Origin of the sequence: Lysobacter soli, assembly GCF_009755585.1 — a bacterium.
GTDB classification, from domain to species: domain Bacteria; phylum Pseudomonadota; class Gammaproteobacteria; order Xanthomonadales; family Xanthomonadaceae; genus Lysobacter_J; species Lysobacter_J soli.
Genome location: NZ_CP046603.1, coordinates 3,520,030 through 3,538,613 on the forward strand (window position 1 = coordinate 3,520,030; position 18,584 = coordinate 3,538,613).

The window sequence follows — 18,584 nt, forward strand, 5'->3', positions numbered from 1 at the left end:
GCGCGCGGCCCTGCGGCTCGCGTGATCCGTCGATTGCCTTGGCTGAATACGGACGCGTCGACGCCATGCGGCACAATGGGCGGTGTTCCCGCCTTTCGACCGCATCCGAATGACCACTGCCGCCGCGCTGTACCCGAACCACATCGCCGAACTGCACCGCCGCACCGAGCAGGCCCTCGCCCGCGGCGGCTTCGACCATCTCGTCATTCCCAGCGGCACGTCGCACTACCAGGTGTTCGACGACCGCGACTACCCATACGCGGTTAATCCGCAGTTCAAGGCATGGCTGCCGCTCACGCGCGCGCCGGGCAGCTGGCTGGTCGCCACGCCGGGCCAGAAGCCCAAGCTGATCTTCCTGCAGCCGTTCGATTACTGGCACGTCGTGCCGTCGGCGCCGAGCGGCTACTGGGTCGAGCATTTCGACATCGTCACCATCCGCACGCCGGACGAAGCGCTGCAGCACCTGCCGGCGAACCCGGCGCGCTGCGCGATCCTGGGCGAGGCGAACAGCACGGTGGGCAATTTCGCGCCGAACAACCCGGCGTCGGTCGTGAACTACCTGGAATACCACCGCGCATTCAAGACGCCGTACGAAGTGCAGATGATGCGCGAGGCCTCGCGTCGCGGCGTGCGCGCGCACCGTGCGGCCGAGCGCGCCTTCCGCGCCGGCGCGAGCGAGTTCGGCATCCACCTGGTGTATTGCCAGGCCGCCGCGCAGGACGCGAACGACCTGCCCTACAGCAACATCATCGCGATCAACGAGCACGGCGCGGTCCTGCACTACACCGATCGCGACACGATCGCGCCGCAGTCGCCGCGCAGCTTCCTGATCGACGCCGGCGCCGCGCACGGCGGCTACGCCTGCGACATCACGCGCAGCTACGCCTACGACGCCGGCAGCGAGTTCCAGGCGATGATCGACGCGGTGGATGCCGCGCAGCTGAAGATGTGCGACCAGGTACGCGCCGGCACGGACTACAAGCAGATCCACCTCGATGCGCACCTTGCGCTCGCCGGCGTGCTGAAGGACTTCGGCGTCATCAACGTCTCGCCCGAAGCCGCCGTCGCTACCGGCGTGAGCAGCGCGTTCTTCCCGCACGGCATCGGCCACGGCATCGGCCTGCAGGTGCACGACGTCGCCGGTTTCGCGGCAAGCGACGAAGGCGGCACCATCGCCAAGCCCGACGGCCACCCGTACCTGCGCCTCACGCGCGTGCTCGAGCCGGGCATGGCGGTGACGATCGAGCCGGGCCTGTACTTCATCGACATGCTGCTGGACGAGGTGAAGAAGAACGGCCACGCCGACAGCGTCGACTGGTCGCGCGTGGACGCGTTCAAGCCCTTCGGCGGCATCCGCATCGAGGACGACGTCGTGTGCACGGATGACGCGCCGATCAACCTGACGCGCGAAGCCTTCGACGAAGCGGCCTGATTCGCTTCGCTCGTCATCCACGAGCGCCGCGACCGATTCTTTGGTTGCGGCGTTCTTGTTTGGGCGGTTGGTGTTTCGAGGCGTCGGCGGGCCGACGGCTTTGCTTCGAGCGCTTTGATTTGAGCAGTTGCTTCGAGCTGTTCCTGTTGCTGTTGCTGTTGCTCTTGAACAGCCTATTCGTTGCTAGCCCCGGAGGGCGCCGCGCAGGATGTGCGGTGGTGAGCGCTGAGCCATGGATGGCGAATCGCGAACGCGCCCTTGCTCTGTCCGGTCGTAGGATTGGGTTGGACTTGTACGCACTTTCTTTGGGTTACTTTTCTTTGTGCGAGCAAAGAAAAGTGACCCGAGCGTCGCAGGCGATCGGAAGCTTGGCGAGTGATTCTTCTTTGCTCTTCAAACGTCACAGGAAAGCATGAAACGTCCATGTATGGTGCCGCCATTCGGCGGCCCAGAAGCGGCCCGCCTTCGCGGGAATGACGGGCAAGAGCAAGAGCAACGGCAAGATGGATTCCAGCCTTCGCTGGAATGACGGTGAAGTCGTTCACCGTTGAAGGAGTGCCCATGTGAGTCGGGCCTGGGTCCCGGCTTTCGCCGGGATGACAGGGAGGGCGGGACGCCGGTGCGGCGGAATGCTGCCAGCCAACCTCAGCCGCGCGAAGCCATCAACGCCTCGATCTCGTCGGCACTGCGCGCGAGCGCATTCGTCAGCACCTGCGGTTCGTCGCGCGTGACCAGCACGTCGTCTTCGGTGCGGATGCCAATGCCGCGCCACTTCGCATCCACGGTGGCGTCGTCGGGCGAGATGTAGACGCCCGGTTCGATGGTGAACACCATGCCGGGTTCGAGCAGCCGCGATTCGCCGTCGAAGCGGTATTCGCCAACGTCGTGGACGTCGAGGCCGAGCCAGTGGCCGGTCTTGTGGCGATAGAAACGACGGTAGCTCCCGTCAGCCAGGTTCTTCTCCAGCTTGCCCTTCAGCAGGCCGAGGCGAAGCAGGCCTTCGGTCAGCGTTTCCACCGCGGCGACGTGGCCGGTCTCGTACGGAATGCCCGGCCGCGCCTGCGCGAGCGCCGCGGCCTGCGCTTCGCCGACGAGGTCGTGCAGCGCGCGCTGTTCCCTGGTGAAGCGGCCATTGACCGGAAACGTTCGCGTGATATCGGCCGCGTAGCCGCGGTATTCGGCGCCGGCGTCGATGAGCACCAGGTCGCCGTCCTTCGCCTGCGCCGCGTTCGCACGGTAATGCAGTACGCACGCGTTGCTGCCGGCGCCGACGATGCTGCTGTACGCGGGATCGGCGTCGTGCGAACGGAACACGCGTTCGACTTCCGCCTGCAACTGGTATTCGTGGATGCCGGGGCGCGCGGCGAGCATCGCGGCTTCGTGCGCGAGCACGCTGATGTCGGCGGCGCGCTGCATCAGGCGGATTTCGTCGCGATCCTTGAACAGGCGCAGCTCGTCGAGCAGATGGCCGAGTTCGAGGAACTCGTGCGGCGGCTGCGCGCCCTGTCGCACCATGGCGCGAACGCGATTGAGCCAGCCGATGAGCTTGAGGTCGAATTCCTGGTCGCGTCCGAAGTGGTAGTACACGCGCGAACGGCCTTCGAGCAGGCCGGGCAGGATGTCGTCGAGGTCGGCGATCGGGTACGCATCGTCCAGGCCGAATGCCTCCACCGCGCCTTCCGGACCAAAACGCGGTCCGTCCCAGCCTTCGCGCTCGGGATCGCGCTCGCGGCAGAACAGGATCACCTCGCCGTGCTTGCGACCGGGCACCAGCACGAGCACCGCTTCGGGCTCGGGAAAACCGGTGAGGTACAGCAGGTCCGAATCCTGACGATACGGATAGTGCGTGTCGCGGCTGCGGATGCGCTCGGGCGCCGACGGCAGGATTGCGATCGCGTCGTCGCCGGCCATGCGCATGAGCTGCTTGCGCCGCTTCGCGTAGGCCTTGTCGGGAATGCGGAGGGGTTTGTGCATTTGAGGCTCGTCATTCCCGCGCGGGCGGGAATCCAGTGACTCGGCTTGCGCTACGCGCAACCGGGCCACGACGTCAGTTCAACTTCTGCCGATGCTGCGCCGCCAGCACGCAGTCGCCGTGCAGCAGCAACACGGCCACGCGCACGAATTCCTCGATCTCCACCAGCGCTTCCTCGTCTTCCTCGTCGCCGTCGCTCTGCGGCTGCGCGGCGGCGAGCTTGGCCAAGTCGCCCAGCGCTTCGGCACCTTCGTCCGAGAGCTTCGGGCGCGAACCGGTCGACAGGCCGAAGCCGCCGAGGAAACCGCGGCACCACTCGAACAGCGCGCCGCTGCGCTCGGCGAGCGAGGCGTCGGGTTCCGGCAGCAGCAGGGCGAAGTCGAAGCTGCGGTCGGCCAGCTGCGCGGCACTGGCCAGGCGCAGTTCGTCCAGCGCGCTGCCCGCAGCGGGCGCGGGGAGCGCGTCGTCGGCCAGCACCTTTGCCGGCCATTCGCGCACCGAGGCGCCGCCGCCGGCCAGCCAGCCGCACAGGCCGCCGTGCAGTTCAAAGGGCGAAGCTGCGAGCGCCAGCTGGCGGCTCTCGGCCTCGATCGCGGAGACGGAAGGCAGTTCGATTTCGGACACGATCGGGCGCGAAGTGCGGGAAAGAGGGGGACGGGCGGCAGTGTAACAACCTGATGGTTGTTGCCGGCGCGAACGCCTGCCTACACTGCACGCAGCAACGCTGGAGTCGTTGCCGGGGGTGTTCGTGTTCCGCCAGACCTTGATGCCAGCCGCCCGGCTCGCCGGCGTGGTGTTCGTGCTCGCTGCAGCCCTGGCCGGGACGGCCGGCGCGGCCACGCGCGACTTCTATTTCGACCGCCCCGGCAGCGAGCGCGGCCTGGTCCAGAACACCGTCACCGCCTTCGCGCAGGACACGCAGGGCTACGTCTGGGTCGCCACCCAGGGCGGGCTGCACCGCTACGACGGCCAGCGCTACCTGCCCTACCGCCACAACCCGCGCGACGCCGCGAGCCTGCCTGACAGCCACATCACGGCGCTCGCAATGGACGGCGACCGCGCGCTGTGGGTCGGCACGTACTCGGAATACCTCAGCCGGCTGGACCTCGCGAACGGACAGATCAAGCGCTTCAAGGCCTCCGGCGCGGCGCATCCGCACCGGCAGGTGATGGCCGTGCTGCCGCAGCGCGGACAGGTGTGGGTCGGCACCGTCGCCGGCCTCGAACGCCTGGATCCGGCCACCGGCAAGCGCCAGACGGTCGTGCCGCTGGAGACGCAGGTCATCGGCAACGCCAGCCGGCAGAGCCTGCTCGCCGCACGCGACGGCGTGGCCTGGTGGGGAGGTCCGCAAGGCCTCTACCGGCTCGACGGCAGCCTGCCCGAGCGCATCGGCCCCGAGGACGCGGTCACCGCGTTGTTCCAGGACGCCGGCGGCCAGCTCTGGGTCGGACGACGCGACGGCCTGTTCCGCCTGCACAGCAATGGCCCCGAACTCATGCGCGCGTGGCCGGAACAGCCGATGCCGGGCGAGGACGCGCCGGTGGTGCGCGCGATCGCGCAGGCGCCGGACCGGCAGCTCTGGTTCTCCGTCTACGGCTACGGCCTGCGCCGGCTCGATCCGGTCAGCGGCCACGTCGAGGAAGTCCGCGAAGAACCTGGCATCGATGCCAGCCTTCCGGACGATTCGATCAACGCATTGATGATCGACCGAGGCGGCATGCTCTGGATCGGCGGGCAGTTCCGCGGCGTCGCCGTCGCCGATCCGCGCGGCACGCGCTTTCGCTACGTGTTCAACATGGAGCACCCGCGCCGCCCCGACAGTCCGGCGTCGGCCGACAGCATCCGTTCGATCGTCCAAGGCCAGGACGGCGCGCTGTGGCTGGGCACCGACAACGCGCGCCTGTTCCGCTACGCGCTGGACGACGACCGCTTCGAGGACCTGAGCGCGCTGCTGGCCGACCAGGGCCGCACGCCGCACGTCACCGGATTCGCGAAGGCGGGCCCGGATGATCTGTGGGTCGCCACCGACACCGGCCTCTATCGCCTCGATCCGCAGCGTCGCACCGCGCGCCCGCTGCCGATACCGGAACTTGGCCGCACGCCGCTTCGCACGCTCGCGCTCGGACGCGACGGCTCGCTCTGGATCGGCAGCCACGGCTACGGGGCGTACCGCTACCGGCCCGACACCGGCAAGCTCGCGCACTTCGCGTATCGCGAGAACGATCCCAGCGGACTGAGTTATCCGGTCGTGCACGCGATCGTCGAAGACCGCCACGGCCACGTGTGGTTCGGCACCGGCGACGGGCTGGACGTGCTCGATCCGGCGACCGGTCGCCTTCGTCACTTCCGCCATCTCAATACCGATCCCCAGAGCTTGCCCGGCAATCGCGTGCGCGCGTTGCACGTGGCCAGCGACGGTTCGCTGTGGGTCGGCACGCACGCCGGCCTGAGTCGCGTCGTCGAGGAGAAGGACGGCAGCGTGCACTTCGCGCATCCGCTCACCGGCACGCTGAGCAGCGACCTGGTGCCGGTGGTGTTCGCGATCGCCGAAGCGCCGGCGGGCCGGCTGTGGCTGAGCACGCAGGCGGGGATCATCAGCTACGACATCCGCGACGAGCGCACGCGCAGCTACGGCCTCGCCGACGGCCTGCAGGACCTGGAATTCCACGGCGGCTCGGTCGCGCAGCTGGGCGACGGACGCATCGCCTTCGGCGGCGTGCGCGGCCTGAACCTGTTCGATCCGCGTCGTATGCACGAATCCGGCTACACCGCGCCGCTGCGACTGCTGGGCGCATGGGTCGGCAACCAGGCGAAGGCCGATCCGAGTTCGCTGTGGCAGGCGCCGAAACTCGATCTGGACGAAGGCGACGGCCTGCTGCGACTGCGCATCGGCGCGCTGGATTTCGCACCCACCGCGGCCACGCGCTACCGCTACCGCATGGACGGTTTCGATCGCGACTGGATCGACAACGGCACCGCGCAGGACGTCACCTATTCGCGCCTGCCGTCGGGCAGCTACAACTTCCTCGTGCAGGCCACGAACCGGCCTGGCGCCTGGAACGAAGCGACCCTCGACATCCCGGTGCATGTAGCGCCGCCGGTGTGGCGGCATCCGCTGGTGATCGCCGCCGCCGTGCTGGCGTTCCTCGCATTCGTAGGCGGACTGACCTGGCGCCGCCTGCAGGACCGCCGTCGGGAGCGCGGCTACTTCGCGCAGATCCGCGAACGCGACGAGCGCCTGAAGCTCGCGCTGTGGGCATCGGGCGAACAGTTCTGGGACTACGATCTGGAGCGCCGCGTGCTGCGCCGCACGCGTGCCGACGAGCAGGCGGGCCTCACGACCGATCTCGGCGTGCAGACGCTGGTCGATGCGAACCTGCAGATCCATCCGGATGATCTGCCGCGCGCCATCGCCTCGCTGCGTCGCCATCTGCGCGGCGAAACGCCGCTGTACGTGTCCGAACACCGCGTTCGCGAAACCGACGGCAAGTGGGTCTGGATGCGCGCGCGTGGCCGCGTGGTCGAACGCGACGGCACCGGACGCGCCTTGCGCGTGGCCGGCACGGCGCGCGACATCACCGCCAACCGCAGCGCCGAGCGCGATCGCCGCATCGCCGGCCAGGTGCTCGACAGCATGATGGAAGCGGTGGCGGTGTTCGACCGCGAATTCCGCTTCGTGTCGGTCAACCCGGCCTTCACCCGCATGACCGGTTACAGCGACGCGGAAGTGATCGGCCGCCCAACGCGCCTGCTCGACAGCGACCAGCACGACCCGGCGTTCTACCAGCACGTACGCGCCGAGCTGCGCCGCAACGGGCGCTGGTCGGGCGAGATCTGGCAGCAGCGCAAGAACGGCGACGAATTCCTGTGCTGGTTCCAGGGCAGCGAAGTGCTCGACGCCGGCGGTCAGCACGGCCATTACGTCGCGGTGCTGGGCGACATCACCGACCAGAAGCGCGCCGAGCAGGAACTGCGCTACCTCGCCAACTACGACACCCTCACGAGCCTGCCGAACCGCGCGCTGCTGTCCGAGCGTCTGTCGCGCGCGATCGTGAAGGCGCGCCGCGGCAACACGCGCATCGCGATGCTGTTCCTCGACCTGGACCGCTTCAAGGACATCAACGATTCACTCGGCCACGCTGCGGGCGACCGCATCCTGCGCGCGGCCGCGCATCGCCTGCAGCATGCCGTCGGGCCGACGCACACGGTCGCGCGCCTGGGCGGCGACGAGTTCACGGTGTTGCTGGAAAACCTGGAAAGCATCGAACACGCCGAGCAGGTCGCGCGCGACGTGCTCGCCTCGTTCGAAGCGCCGCTGGACATCGACCAGCGCCACGACGTGGTGATCTCGCCGTCCATCGGCATCAGCCTGTACCCCGACCACGCGCTGGTGCCGACCGACCTGCTCAAGCACGCCGACACCGCGATGTACCAGGCCAAGGCCGCGGGACGACGCACGTTCATGCGCTACACCGAGGCGATGGACGTCGAGATTCGCGGGCGCGCCACTATTTCCGCTGCGTTGCGCGGCGTGCTCGACCGCAACGAGCTGCGGCTGGTGTTCCAGCCCAAGCTCTCGCTGGACCATTCGCGCATCACCGGCGTGGAAGCGCTGCTGCGCTGGACGAGCCCCGAACTCGGCGCCATCTCGCCGGCGCAGTTCATCCCGCTGGCCGAGGAAAGCGGCCTCATCCTCGACATCGGCGAATGGGCGCTGCGCGAAGCGTGCAGCGTGCTCAAGGGCTGGCGCATGAAGGGCCTGGACCAGCTGACGATGGCGGTGAACGTCTCCTCGCTGCAGTTGCTGCGCGGCAACCTGCCCAAGCAGGTCGCGCGTGCGCTGGTCGAAAGCGGCGTGCCGCCGGAGATGCTGCAGCTGGAGCTGACCGAGAGCGTGATCATGGCCAACGCCGGGCAGACCTCGGCGACGCTGGATGCGCTGCGCTCGCTCGGCGTGGGCCTGGCGATCGACGACTTCGGCACCGGCTATTCGTCGCTGGCCTACCTCAAGCGCCTGCCGATCCACACGCTGAAGATCGACAAGGAATTCATCGGCGACCTCACCCGCGACGCCGACGACGAGGCCATCACCACCACGGTCATCGCGATGGCGCATTCGCTGGGCCTGACGGTGATCGCCGAGGGCGTGGAAACCGAGGCGCAGATGCAGTTCCTGCGCGGGCGTGGCTGCGACGAGATCCAGGGGTACTGGCTCGCGCGTCCGCTGGAAGCGGCCAGCTGCCTGTCCTTCATCCGGGCCTGGACGCCGCACTCGGTGCCGGTCGGCAGCGGGACCGTGGACACGGTCTGACGGCAGGCGTGAACGGGCGCGCAGCCCCACCCGGCCGCGCCCTTGACCCGTCACCCCGCCCTGCTATCGTGCCCGGCATGGAACAGGCCCAACTCCTCGCGCAACTGCAGTCGCTCGCCGACCGTGTCGAGCAGTTGGCCGACCGCGCGCGTCGCCTCTCCGAGGAAAACCGCAGCCTGCGCCAGCAACAGGAACAACTGATGGGCGAACGCTCCGCGCTGCTCGCCAAGAACGAACAGGCGCGCACGCGGGTCGAAGCGATGATCGCGCGGCTGAAATCGCTGGAACAGCACACGTGAGATCGCAATGACCAGCGAAGTCGTCAGCATCCGACTGCTCGATCGCGAATACACCGTCGGTTGCGAACCCGGCGAGCGCGACAGCCTGCAGGCCGCCGCGAAGTTGCTGGACGGCAAGATGCGCGAGATCCGCGGCACCAACCGCATGGCCGCGCTCGATCGCGTCGCCGTGCTGGCCGCGTTGAACCTCGCGCACGACCTGCAGCAGATGCGCGACGAACTGGCCACGCGCGACCGCGAACTCGAACGCACGCTCAACACCCTGCATCGCCGCCTGGACGACCTGTTCGACGTACCGGCACGTTGAAGCGCGACGTTGCGTTCACACTGAATGCGCAGATCGAACTCAATGCATTCGTGCACTGAATCGTTCCCGAGCCGGCACCGACGAGCGGACACGCAGCGGTAGGTCGCCGCGCTATACTTTCCCCTCGTCCTCTGCTGTGCGCGACAGCGTGCGCAAACATTCGCCTTGTCCCTTAATGACGACCACGGGGGCGCGGCGGACGCCCGGAGTGCAGGTCCGCCTCGTAGCGGGAAGCCCGAAGGCATCCAAGCGTCCCCACTTGAACCCCGGGTTCAAGGTCGTTTCGCAAGCATCGCCATTGGCGGAGGACTTCCATCTCACGGTCGCGGCAGAAATGCCGCACCCCGGTTCGGGCGCGGATTCGCGCCCGAATTTTTATGTGGCCGCGCGCGGTCGCGCCCGGCTTTCGTAACTTCGTTGATTCCCGTCCACCGGCCGCCTTCGCGGCGCCGCACTACAGGATCCCGCGCTGCATGACGGTCGACCGCACGGCGCTGCGCCGCGAGCTCCGCAACCGCCGCCGTGAACTGCCTGCCGGCGAGCGCATCGCCGCCGCCGAACGTCTCGCCGCGCAGTTGCTCGCGCTCCCCTTCGCGCCCTCCTCGGGTTACGTCGCCGGCTACTGGGCCATGGATGGCGAGATCGCGCTGCACGTGTGGCAACTGCGCCTGCCGCGCGAGTGTGTCTACTGCCTCCCTGTACTCAACGACGATGGTCGCCTGCGCTTCGCGCCGTGGCGGCCGGGCGACGCGCTGGTGAGCAATCGCCACGGCATCCCGGAGCCGGACATCGCCGAAACCTCGATGCTCGAACCGGAACAGATGGACGTCGTCGTCGCTCCGCTCGTGGGCTTCGACGGTCGCGGCCATCGGCTCGGCATGGGAGGCGGCTGGTACGATCGCAGCTTCGCCTTCCGCCACCAGCGCCCTGGGCCGCCGTGGCTGGTCGGAGCCGCGTTCGACGTGCAACGGGTCGAGACGCTCGACCGCGCGGATTGGGATGTCGCCCTGGACGCGGTGTGCACGCAATCGTCCACGCTCGACTGCAGGAGTTCCGAATGAGCGCCCGTCGCCGTTACTGGCTGATGAAGTCCGAACCGGACACGTTCTCCATCGACGATCTCGAACGCGTGCGCACCGAACCCTGGAACGGCGTGCGCAACTACCAGGCGCGCAACTTCATGCGCGATGGCATGCAGGTCGGCGACGGCGTGCTGTTCTATCACTCCAACACCGACGTGCCGGGCATCGTCGGCACCGCGACGGTGGCGAGCAAGGCGTATCCCGACGAGACGCAGTTCGACCCGAAATCCGACTATTACGACGCCAAGAGTTCGCGTGAGGAACCGCGCTGGTTCCTGGTCGACGTCGCGTTCGAGCGCAAGTTCAAGCGCACCATCACGCTGGACGAACTCAAGCAGCACGCCGGCAAGCTCGGCGAGGACTTCGCGCTGATTCGCCGCGGCAATCGCCTGTCGGTGTTGCCGGTGTCGGCTGCGCAATGGAAGTATCTGCTGTCGCTCGAGTGACGCCGGCGCGCGTCGCGCCTTTCCAATTTCCACTACCCACGCAGCCCACATGAGCGAAAGCAAGCGCCTGGCCGGCGAACAGGCCATCGAGTACGTCGAGGACGGCATGATCGTCGGCGTTGGCACCGGTTCCACCGTGGCCTTCTTCATCGACGCGCTCGCGCGCATCAAGGACCGCATCAAGGGCGCCGTGTCGAGCTCCGACCAGAGCACCGCGCGTCTGCGCCAACACGGCATCGAGGTGCTGGATCTGAACGCGACCGGCCCGCTGTCGCTCTATGTCGATGGCGCGGACGAATGCGATCCGCACAAGCGCCTGATCAAGGGCGGCGGCGCGGCGCTCACGCGCGAGAAGATCATCGCCGAGGCGAGCCAGAAGTTCGTGTGCATCGTCGATCCGAGCAAGCGCGTGGACGTGCTCGGCAGATTCCCGCTGCCCGTCGAGGTGATCCCCATGGCGCGCAGCCTCGTCGCGCGCGAGATCCAGGCGATGACGCGCGGCCAGCCGGTGTGGCGCCAGACCGCAGACGGTGCGGGCGTGGTTACGGACAACGGCAACGTCATTCTCGACATCCATGGGCTCGCGATCGTCGATCCCGTCGGACTGGAGCAGGCGATCAACCAGATTCCGGGCGTGGTCAGCGTCGGCCTGTTCGCGCGCCGGCCGGCCGACGTGGTGATCGTCGGCGGCGAGCCGCCGATCGTCCTGTAATTCCGTGGTGGGCCGGTCTCAAGACGTGAGACCGGCAGCGTCGACAATCGGCTCGCATACACGCCGGCGACGCCGGCGCGCGACACTTTCCTCCGGTGCTCTCGCTTTTCCGGGTGCATTCGCCGGTACGCCATGACCCTGCGCTGCCTCTTCGTCGACTTCAATTCGTACTTCGCCTCGGTGGAGCAGTACGACGAGCCGGCGCTGCTCGGCCGGCCCGTTGCTGTCGTGCCCGTCATGTCGGCCACGACCTGCGCCATCGCCGCCAGTTATGAGGCAAAGGCCTTCGGCGTGAAGACGGGCACGCCAGTGTGGGAAGCGCTGGAGCTCTGCCCCGATATCGTCCTGCGCGAGGCGCGACCCGCCCGATACATCGCGATGCACCATCGCCTGATGGCCGCCATCGAGGAGTGCATTCCGCACGGCAAGGCCGAATCGATCGACGAGGTGCCGTGCTGGCTGATCGGCCGCGAGCGCGAGCGCGCCAATGCGGAGGCGATCGCCAAGCGCATCAAGCAGCGTCTGGTCGACGAGGGCTTCAGTCCGGCGATCCGTTGCTCGATCGGCATTGCGCCGAACCGGTTCCTTGCGAAGACGGCTTCGGACATGCGCAAGCCGGATGGACTGACCGTCCTGGAAGAGGCGGATCTGCCAGGTGCGCTGCATTCGCTGGCGCTTAGGGAGTTCTGCGGCATCGGGCCATCGGTCGAGCAGCGCCTGCTGCGCGCCGGGATCCATACGTCCGAGCAGCTCTGCGCTGCATCGCGATCCCAGTTGCGCGCCGCGTGGGGCAGCATCGAAGGTGAACGCTATTGGCTGCAGTTGCGCGGGCATGAATTACCGGGCCGGACCGAGCGCCGCGCGTCGCTGGGCCACTCGCACGTGCTCGGTCCTGAACTGCGCACGTTCGAGGGCGCGCGCGCCGTTCTCTTCAAGCTGCTGGCGAAGGCCGCGATGCGATTGCGGCATGAGCGCTACCTTGCGGGCGGGCTTTCGATCCGCATTCGTTTTGTCGGGATGGAAAACCGCTTCGAGCGCGACCTCACGTTTGCGCCCCTCGACGACACGCCGACCTTGTTGCGTTTACTCGGCGATGAACTCGCTTCGCTCGAAACCGCCATCCAGCGGAAGCGCTGGAACGCCAGGCGGCACCCGCCGCTATCCGTGGCCGTTACGCTGACCCAGCTCGAACCGGTTGGCAGCATCACCCAGGAACTGATGGCCACGCGCGGGCGCGCGAAGGCAATCAGCGCCACGCTCGACTCCATCAACCGGCGCTACGGCAACAACACGCTCTACTTCGGCGCAATGCAGGAGGCGCTGGAGCAGGACGCGGCGCCGATGCGGATTCCGTTCGCCACGATTCCGGAGGCGGGGCTGGAGGAAGACGTGGCGGCGCGCAGCAAGCCCACGGATTCAGTGGAAGAGCTGTGGCTCGAGCGCGAACGCCAGTTCAAGGTGCTGGCCGAAGAGGCGCACCGGAAAGCTCGGGAGCAGCCTGAGAGGATCAAGGCGGTTACCGCGAAGCCTTTTGGCGCTGGAGGTTGGACGCGCGGAACCTCGAAGGAACCACCTGCGGCACCGGGAACGACGGGATCGCTGTTCTGATTCTCGTGGCGCGGGGGATCGGCCGCCGTTGAATCTCGCAAGGTTCTGCAGCGCATGCCTGTGCTGACGTTCGTCAAGCGATGCGCCAGTTTGCTTTTTTGATCGCGCAAAAGAAGAAGGCCGGTCCTGATGGACCGGCCTTCTGGGGTAAAGCCCCCGGCGATGACCTACTCTTGCATGGCTTGAGCCACACTACCATCGGCGCATGTGCGTTTCACTTCCGAGTTCGGAATGGGATCGGGTGGGACCACACAGCTATTGTCACCAGGGAGAGGGTGGAGGGTCGCAATGCTCGGTGTACTGAGTTGCGCGCACGCTCTCGTTGGTTTGCTTAGGACGGCAAGCCGTCTTCAGCGGATAGGTTGGGATAAGTAGCGAGTGAGCCGAACGTCACGACGTTGTCGTAAGTCCAAGGCCACTTGAGGTTATATGGTCAAGCCACACGGATCATTAGTACTGGTTAGCTCAATGCATTGCTGCACTTACACACCCAGCCTATCAACCACCTGGTCTTGATGGTTCCTTCAGGGGAGTCAAGCTCCCGGGAGATCTCATCTTGAGGCGCGCTTCCCGCTTAGATGCTTTCAGCGGTTATCGCTTCCGAACATAGCTACCCGGCAGTGCCACTGGCGTGACAACCGGAACACCAGAGGTTCGTCCACTCCGGTCCTCTCGTACTAGGAGCAGCCCCTCTCAAATCTCCAACGCCCACGACAGATAGGGACCGAACTGTCTCACGACGTTCTGAACCCAGCTCGCGTACCACTTTAAATGGCGAACAGCCATACCCTTGGGACCGACTACAGCCCCAGGATGTGATGAGCCGACATCGAGGTGCCAAACACCGCCGTCGATATGAACTCTTGGGCGGTATCAGCCTGTTATCCCCGGAGTACCTTTTATCCGTTGAGCGATGGCCCTTCCATACAGAACCACCGGATCACTAAGACCTACTTTCGTACCTGCTTGATCCGTCGATCTTGCAGTCAAGCACGCTTATGCCTTTGCACACAGTGCGCGATGTCCGACCGCGCTGAGCGTACCTTCGTGCTCCTCCGTTACACTTTGGGAGGAGACCGCCCCAGTCAAACTACCCACCATACACGGTCCCCGATCCGGATTACGGACCTAGGTTAGAACGTCAAGCACATCAGGGTGGTATTTCAAGGATGGCTCCACCGAAGCTAGCGCCTCGGTTTCATAGCCTCCCACCTATCCTACACAGACGAACTCAACGTTCAGTGTAAAGCTATAGTAAAGGTTCACGGGGTCTTTCCGTCTTGCCGCGGGAACGCTGCATCTTCACAGCGATTTCAATTTCACTGAGTCTCGGGTGGAGACAGCGCCGCTGTCGTTACGCCATTCGTGCAGGTCGGAACTTACCCGACAAGGAATTTCGCTACCTTAGGACCGTTATAGTTACGGCCGCCGTTTACCGGGGCTTCGATCAAGAGCTTCGCCTTGCGGCTGACCCCATCAATTAACCTTCCGGCACCGGGCAGGCGTCACACCCTATACGTCCACTTTCGTGTTTGCAGAGTGCTGTGTTTTTGATAAACAGTCGCAGCGGCCTGGTCACTGCGGCCCTTCTCAGCTATGAACCAAAAAGGGCGCACCTTCTCCCGAAGTTACGGTGCTATTTTGCCTAGTTCCTTCACCCGAGTTCTCTCAAGCGCCTGAGAATTCTCATCCTGCCCACCTGTGTCGGTTTACGGTACGGTCTGCGTAAGCTGAAGCTTAGGAGCTTTTCCTGGAAGCGTGATATCGGCAGCTTAGTCCTAAAGGACTCGTCCTTAGTCTCAACGTTGCCCCCCCGGATTTGCCTAAGGGGACCGCCTCAACTCTCTCACCGGGACAACCAACGCCCGGCCTGCCTAACCTTCTCCGTCCCTCCATCGCACTTACGCGAGGTGCTGGAATATTAACCAGCTTCCCATCGACTACGCATTTCTGCCTCGCCTTAGGGGCCGACTCACCCTGCGTCGATTAACGTTGCGCAAGGAAACCTTGGGCTTTCGGCGTGCGGGCTTTTCACCCGCATTATCGTTACTCATGTCAGCATTCGCACTTCCGATACCTCCAGCGGACTTCTCAATCCACCTTCATCGGCTTACGGAACGCTCCTCTACCGCGCACACAAAGTGTGCACCCCAAGCTTCGGTTCCGTGCTTAGCCCCGTTAAATCTTCCGCGCAGACCGACTCGACCAGTGAGCTATTACGCTTTCTTTAAAGGGTGGCTGCTTCTAAGCCAACCTCCTGGCTGTCTGTGCCTTTCCACATCGTTTTCCACTTAGCACGAAATTTGGGACCTTAGCTGTGGGTCTGGGTTGTTTCCCTTTTCACGACGGACGTTAGCACCCGCCGTGTGTCTCCCATGCAGTCTGTCCTGGTATTCGGAGTTTGCCATGGTTTGGTAAGTCGCAATGACCCCCTAGCCATAACAGTGCTCTACCCCCAGGAAGATTCACATGAGGCGCTACCTAAATAGCTTTCGAGGAGAACCAGCTATCTCCGGGTTCGATTAGCTTTTCACTCCTAATCACACCTCATCCCCTACCTTTGCAACGGGAGTGGGTTCGGGCCTCCAGTTGATGTTACTCAACCTTCACCCTGGGCATGACTAGATCACCCGGTTTCGGGTCTACTGCCCGCGACTATGCGCCCTTATCAGACTCGGTTTCCCTTCGCCTCCCCTATACGGTTAAGCTCGCCACGAACAGTAAGTCGCTGACCCATTATACAAAAGGTACGCCGTCACCCTTGCGGGCTCCGACTGCTTGTACGCACACGGTTTCAGGGTCTATTTCACTCCCCTCTCCGGGGTTCTTTTCGCCTTTCCCTCACGGTACTGGTTCACTATCGGTCGGTCAGGAGTATTTAGCCTTGGAGGATGGTCCCCCCATGTTCAGACAGGGTTTCTCGTGCCCCGCCTTACTCGATTTCATCGAAAGAGCTCTTTCGCATACCGGGCTGTCACCGTCTATGGCCAACCTTTCCAGGTTGTTTTGCTAGAACTCAATCAACTTAAGGGCTGGTCCCCGTTCGCTCGTCACTACTTAGGGAATCTCGGTTGATTTCTTTTCCTCCGGGTACTTAGATATTTCAGTTCTCCGGGTTTGCTTCCAGCAGCTATGTATTCACTGCAGGATACCTATTGCTAGGTGGGTTTCCCCATTCGGACATTGCGGGATCAATGCTTGTTGCCAGCTCCCCCGCACTTTTCGCAGGCTGCCACGTCCTTCATCGCCTCTGACCGCCAAGGCATCCACCGTGTGCGCTTATTCGCTTGACCATATAACCCCAAGTCGCCTCAGGGTCGTCTGTGTTCGGGGGTACAAAGCCCAAACGCGAATTCAACGACTCAATTATAAGGTGCCTTTCGGCACCCGCCTTAGCCTCACGACACGTCATGGACATTCGTCTCAAAACGCTCGCTACTTTCCCAGTTTTCAAAGAACGCGATCCGGCCTCAGCGCCGTACCGCTTCAATTCTTGATGTGTGCGCAATCTAGTTTCGTTCGGGAGTGGTGGGTCTGGGAGGACTCGAACCACCGGCCTCACCCTTATCAGGGGTGCGCTCTAACCACCTGAGCTACAGACCCAAAAGTCGTGCACGGCTGGTTTGGTGGAGCTTGTCGGGATCGAACCGACGACCCCCTGCTTGCAAAGCAGGTGCTCTCCCAGCTGAGCTAAAGCCCCTTGTTCAAACGAGGGACGCTCCCGCGGACTTCCCCCTTGGGAGGTCCCGGAACTAGATGCAGGTCACTTGTGCGGACGTCCGGCCAGCAATTTGCTGTCTTTAGTCTCTAAAGGAGGTGATCCAGCCGCACCTTCCGATACGGCTACCTTGTTACGACTTCACCCCAGTCATCGGCCACACCGTGGCAAGCGCCCCCCCGAAGGTTAAGCTACCTGCTTCTGGTGCAACAAACTCCCATGGTGTGACGGGCGGTGTGTACAAGGCCCGGGAACGTATTCACCGCAGCAATGCTGATCTGCGATTACTAGCGATTCCGACTTCATGGAGTCGAGTTGCAGACTCCAATCCGGACTGAGATAGGGTTTCTGGGATTGGCTTGCCCTCGCGGGTTTGCAGCCCTCTGTCCCTACCATTGTAGTACGTGTGTAGCCCTGGCCGTAAGGGCCATGATGACTTGACGTCATCCCCACCTTCCTCCGGTTTGTCACCGGCGGTCTCCTTAGAGTTCCCACCATTACGTGCTGGCAACTAAGGACAAGGGTTGCGCTCGTTGCGGGACTTAACCCAACATCTCACGACACGAGCTGACGACAGCCATGCAGCACCTGTGTCACGGTTCCCGAAGGCACCAATCCATCTCTGGAAAGTTCCGTGCATGTCAAGGCCAGGTAAGGTTCTTCGCGTTGCATCGAATTAAACCACATACTCCACCGCTTGTGCGGGCCCCCGTCAATTCCTTTGAGTTTCAGTCTTGCGACCGTACTTCCCAGGCGGCGAACTTAACGCGTTAGCTTCGATACTGAGGGCCAAGTTGCCCCCAACATCCAGTTCGCATCGTTTAGGGCGTGGACTACCAGGGTATCTAATCCTGTTTGCTCCCCACGCTTTCGTGCCTCAGTGTCAGTGCTGGTCCAGGGTGTCGCCTTCGCCACAGATGTTCCTCCCGATATCTACGCATTTCACTGCTACACCGGGAATTCCACACCCCTCTACCGCACTCTAGTAAGCCAGTTTCCAATGCAGTTCCCAGGTTGAGCCCAGGGCTTTCACATCAGACTTAACAAACCACCTACGCACGCTTTACGCCCAGTAATTCCGAGTAACGCTTGCACCCTTCGTATTACCGCGGCTGCTGGCACGAAGTTAGCCGGTGCTTATTCTTCCGGTACCGTCATAACACCCGAGTATTAATCGAGCGCTTTTCTTTCCGGACAAAAGTGCTTTACAACCCGAAGGCCTTCTTCACACACGCGGCATGGCTGGATCAGGCTTGCGCCCATTGTCCAATATTCCCCACTGCTGCCTCCCGTAGGAGTCTGGACCGTGTCTCAGTTCCAGTGTGGCTGATCATCCTCTCAGACCAGCTACGGATCGTCGCCTTGGTGGGCCTTTACCCCGCCAACTAGCTAATCCGGCATCGGCTCATCTATCTGCGTGAGGCCCGAAGGTCCCCCACTTTCTCCCGTAGGACGTATGCGGTATTAGCGTAAGTTTCCCTACGTTATCCCCCACAAATAGGCAGATTCCGATGCATTCCTCACCCGTCCGCCACTCGCCACCCAAGGAGCAAGCTCCTCTGTGCTGCCGTTCGACTTGCATGTGTTAGGCCTGCCGCCAGCGTTCACTCTGAGCCAGGATCAAACTCTTCACTTAAAATTGCAGAACCCGAAGGTTCAATATCTTGAGTGCAGAGCCCGTTCCAGGCATCAATTAC

General features: G+C 64.1%; 10 protein-coding genes, 2 tRNA genes, 3 rRNA genes and 1 other RNA gene. 9 read left to right on the forward strand and 7 right to left on the reverse strand.

The features are described from left to right. Window positions 1-109: 109 nt before the first annotated feature. Complete coding sequence (gene pepQ, locus GOY17_RS16015; protein ID WP_425482277.1) at window positions 110-1,432, forward strand: Xaa-Pro dipeptidase; 1,323 nt, start codon at window positions 110-112, stop codon at window positions 1,430-1,432. A gap of 645 nt (window positions 1,433-2,077) precedes the next feature. On the opposite strand, the gene GOY17_RS16020 is transcribed toward pepQ, so the two are convergent. Beyond that, the gene (locus GOY17_RS16020; RefSeq protein WP_157031125.1) at window positions 2,078-3,406 is read right to left on the reverse strand and encodes an aminopeptidase P N-terminal domain-containing protein; all 1,329 of its coding nucleotides are present in this window, start codon (window positions 3,404-3,406) and stop codon (window positions 2,078-2,080) included. A 73-nt stretch (window positions 3,407-3,479) separates the two neighbouring features. Continuing rightward, window positions 3,480-4,019, reverse strand: coding sequence for a UPF0149 family protein (locus GOY17_RS16025; protein ID WP_157031766.1), 540 nt, complete (start codon window positions 4,017-4,019; stop codon window positions 3,480-3,482). Window positions 4,020-4,152: 133 nt separating this feature from the next. Between GOY17_RS16025 and GOY17_RS16030 the strand changes: the two genes are divergently transcribed. From GOY17_RS16030 to GOY17_RS16065, 8 genes are all read left to right on the forward strand, one after another. Then, window positions 4,153-8,715, forward strand: coding sequence for an EAL domain-containing protein (locus GOY17_RS16030; RefSeq protein WP_157031126.1), 4,563 nt, complete (start codon window positions 4,153-4,155; stop codon window positions 8,713-8,715). Between the two features lie 77 nt (window positions 8,716-8,792). Beyond that, window positions 8,793-9,014: a TIGR02449 family protein gene (locus GOY17_RS16035; protein WP_115844110.1), complete on the forward strand. Its 222-nt coding sequence runs from the start codon at window positions 8,793-8,795 to the stop codon at window positions 9,012-9,014. Between the two features lie 7 nt (window positions 9,015-9,021). Further along, window positions 9,022-9,321, forward strand: a complete 300-nt coding sequence (locus GOY17_RS16040) for a cell division protein ZapA (protein WP_115844112.1) — start codon at window positions 9,022-9,024, stop codon at window positions 9,319-9,321. Window positions 9,322-9,446: 125 nt separating this feature from the next. Then, a non-coding RNA gene (gene ssrS, locus GOY17_RS16045) (6S RNA) lies at window positions 9,447-9,633 on the forward strand. 161 nt (window positions 9,634-9,794) lie between these two features. After that, window positions 9,795-10,382: a 5-formyltetrahydrofolate cyclo-ligase gene (locus GOY17_RS16050; protein ID WP_157031127.1), complete on the forward strand. Its 588-nt coding sequence runs from the start codon at window positions 9,795-9,797 to the stop codon at window positions 10,380-10,382. Further along, a complete protein-coding gene (locus GOY17_RS16055) occupies window positions 10,379-10,849 on the forward strand; it encodes an EVE domain-containing protein (protein ID WP_157031128.1) in 471 nt (156 codons plus the stop codon). Before GOY17_RS16050 ends, GOY17_RS16055 begins: the two co-directional genes overlap by 4 nt. Before the next feature lie 49 nt (window positions 10,850-10,898). Next, a complete protein-coding gene (gene rpiA / locus GOY17_RS16060; protein WP_157031129.1) occupies window positions 10,899-11,561 on the forward strand; it encodes a ribose-5-phosphate isomerase RpiA in 663 nt (220 codons plus the stop codon). 132 nt (window positions 11,562-11,693) lie between these two features. Then, window positions 11,694-13,169, forward strand: coding sequence for a DNA polymerase Y family protein (locus GOY17_RS16065; RefSeq protein ID WP_157031130.1), 1,476 nt, complete (start codon window positions 11,694-11,696; stop codon window positions 13,167-13,169). Between the two features lie 154 nt (window positions 13,170-13,323). On the opposite strand, the gene rrf is transcribed toward GOY17_RS16065, so the two are convergent. The 5 genes from rrf to GOY17_RS16090 all read right to left on the reverse strand — a co-directional run bounded on the left by rrf (window position 13,324) and on the right by GOY17_RS16090 (window position 18,523). Then, a 5S ribosomal RNA gene (rrf, locus tag GOY17_RS16070) occupies window positions 13,324-13,438 on the reverse strand. A 160-nt stretch (window positions 13,439-13,598) separates the two neighbouring features. Further along, window positions 13,599-16,462, reverse strand: a 23S ribosomal RNA gene (locus tag GOY17_RS16075). 233 nt (window positions 16,463-16,695) lie between these two features. Further along, window positions 16,696-16,772, reverse strand: a tRNA-Ile gene (locus GOY17_RS16080). Window positions 16,773-16,793: 21 nt separating this feature from the next. After that, window positions 16,794-16,869 (reverse strand) — tRNA-Ala (locus tag GOY17_RS16085). 109 nt (window positions 16,870-16,978) lie between these two features. Continuing rightward, window positions 16,979-18,523: ribosomal RNA gene (locus GOY17_RS16090) — 16S ribosomal RNA — on the reverse strand. Together the 16S, 23S and 5S rRNA genes with 2 tRNA genes alongside form the textbook arrangement of a ribosomal RNA operon. Between the last annotated feature and the right edge of the window lie 61 nt (window positions 18,524-18,584).

Bases quoted from the DNA above. Each gene is read 5' to 3' on its own strand.
- pepQ (WP_425482277.1), top strand. From the start codon at position 110: ATGACCACTGCCGCCGCGCTGTACCCGAACCACATCGCCGAACTGCAC.
- GOY17_RS16020 (WP_157031125.1), bottom strand. From the start codon at position 3,406: ATGCACAAACCCCTCCGCATTCCCGACAAGGCCTACGCGAAGCGGCGC.
- GOY17_RS16035 (WP_115844110.1), top strand. From the start codon at position 8,793: ATGGAACAGGCCCAACTCCTCGCGCAACTGCAGTCGCTCGCCGACCGT.
- GOY17_RS16040 (WP_115844112.1), top strand. From the start codon at position 9,022: ATGACCAGCGAAGTCGTCAGCATCCGACTGCTCGATCGCGAATACACC.
- GOY17_RS16050 (WP_157031127.1), top strand. From the start codon at position 9,795: ATGACGGTCGACCGCACGGCGCTGCGCCGCGAGCTCCGCAACCGCCGC.
- GOY17_RS16055 (WP_157031128.1), top strand. From the start codon at position 10,379: ATGAGCGCCCGTCGCCGTTACTGGCTGATGAAGTCCGAACCGGACACG.
- rpiA (WP_157031129.1), top strand. From the start codon at position 10,899: ATGAGCGAAAGCAAGCGCCTGGCCGGCGAACAGGCCATCGAGTACGTC.
- GOY17_RS16065 (WP_157031130.1), top strand. From the start codon at position 11,694: ATGACCCTGCGCTGCCTCTTCGTCGACTTCAATTCGTACTTCGCCTCG.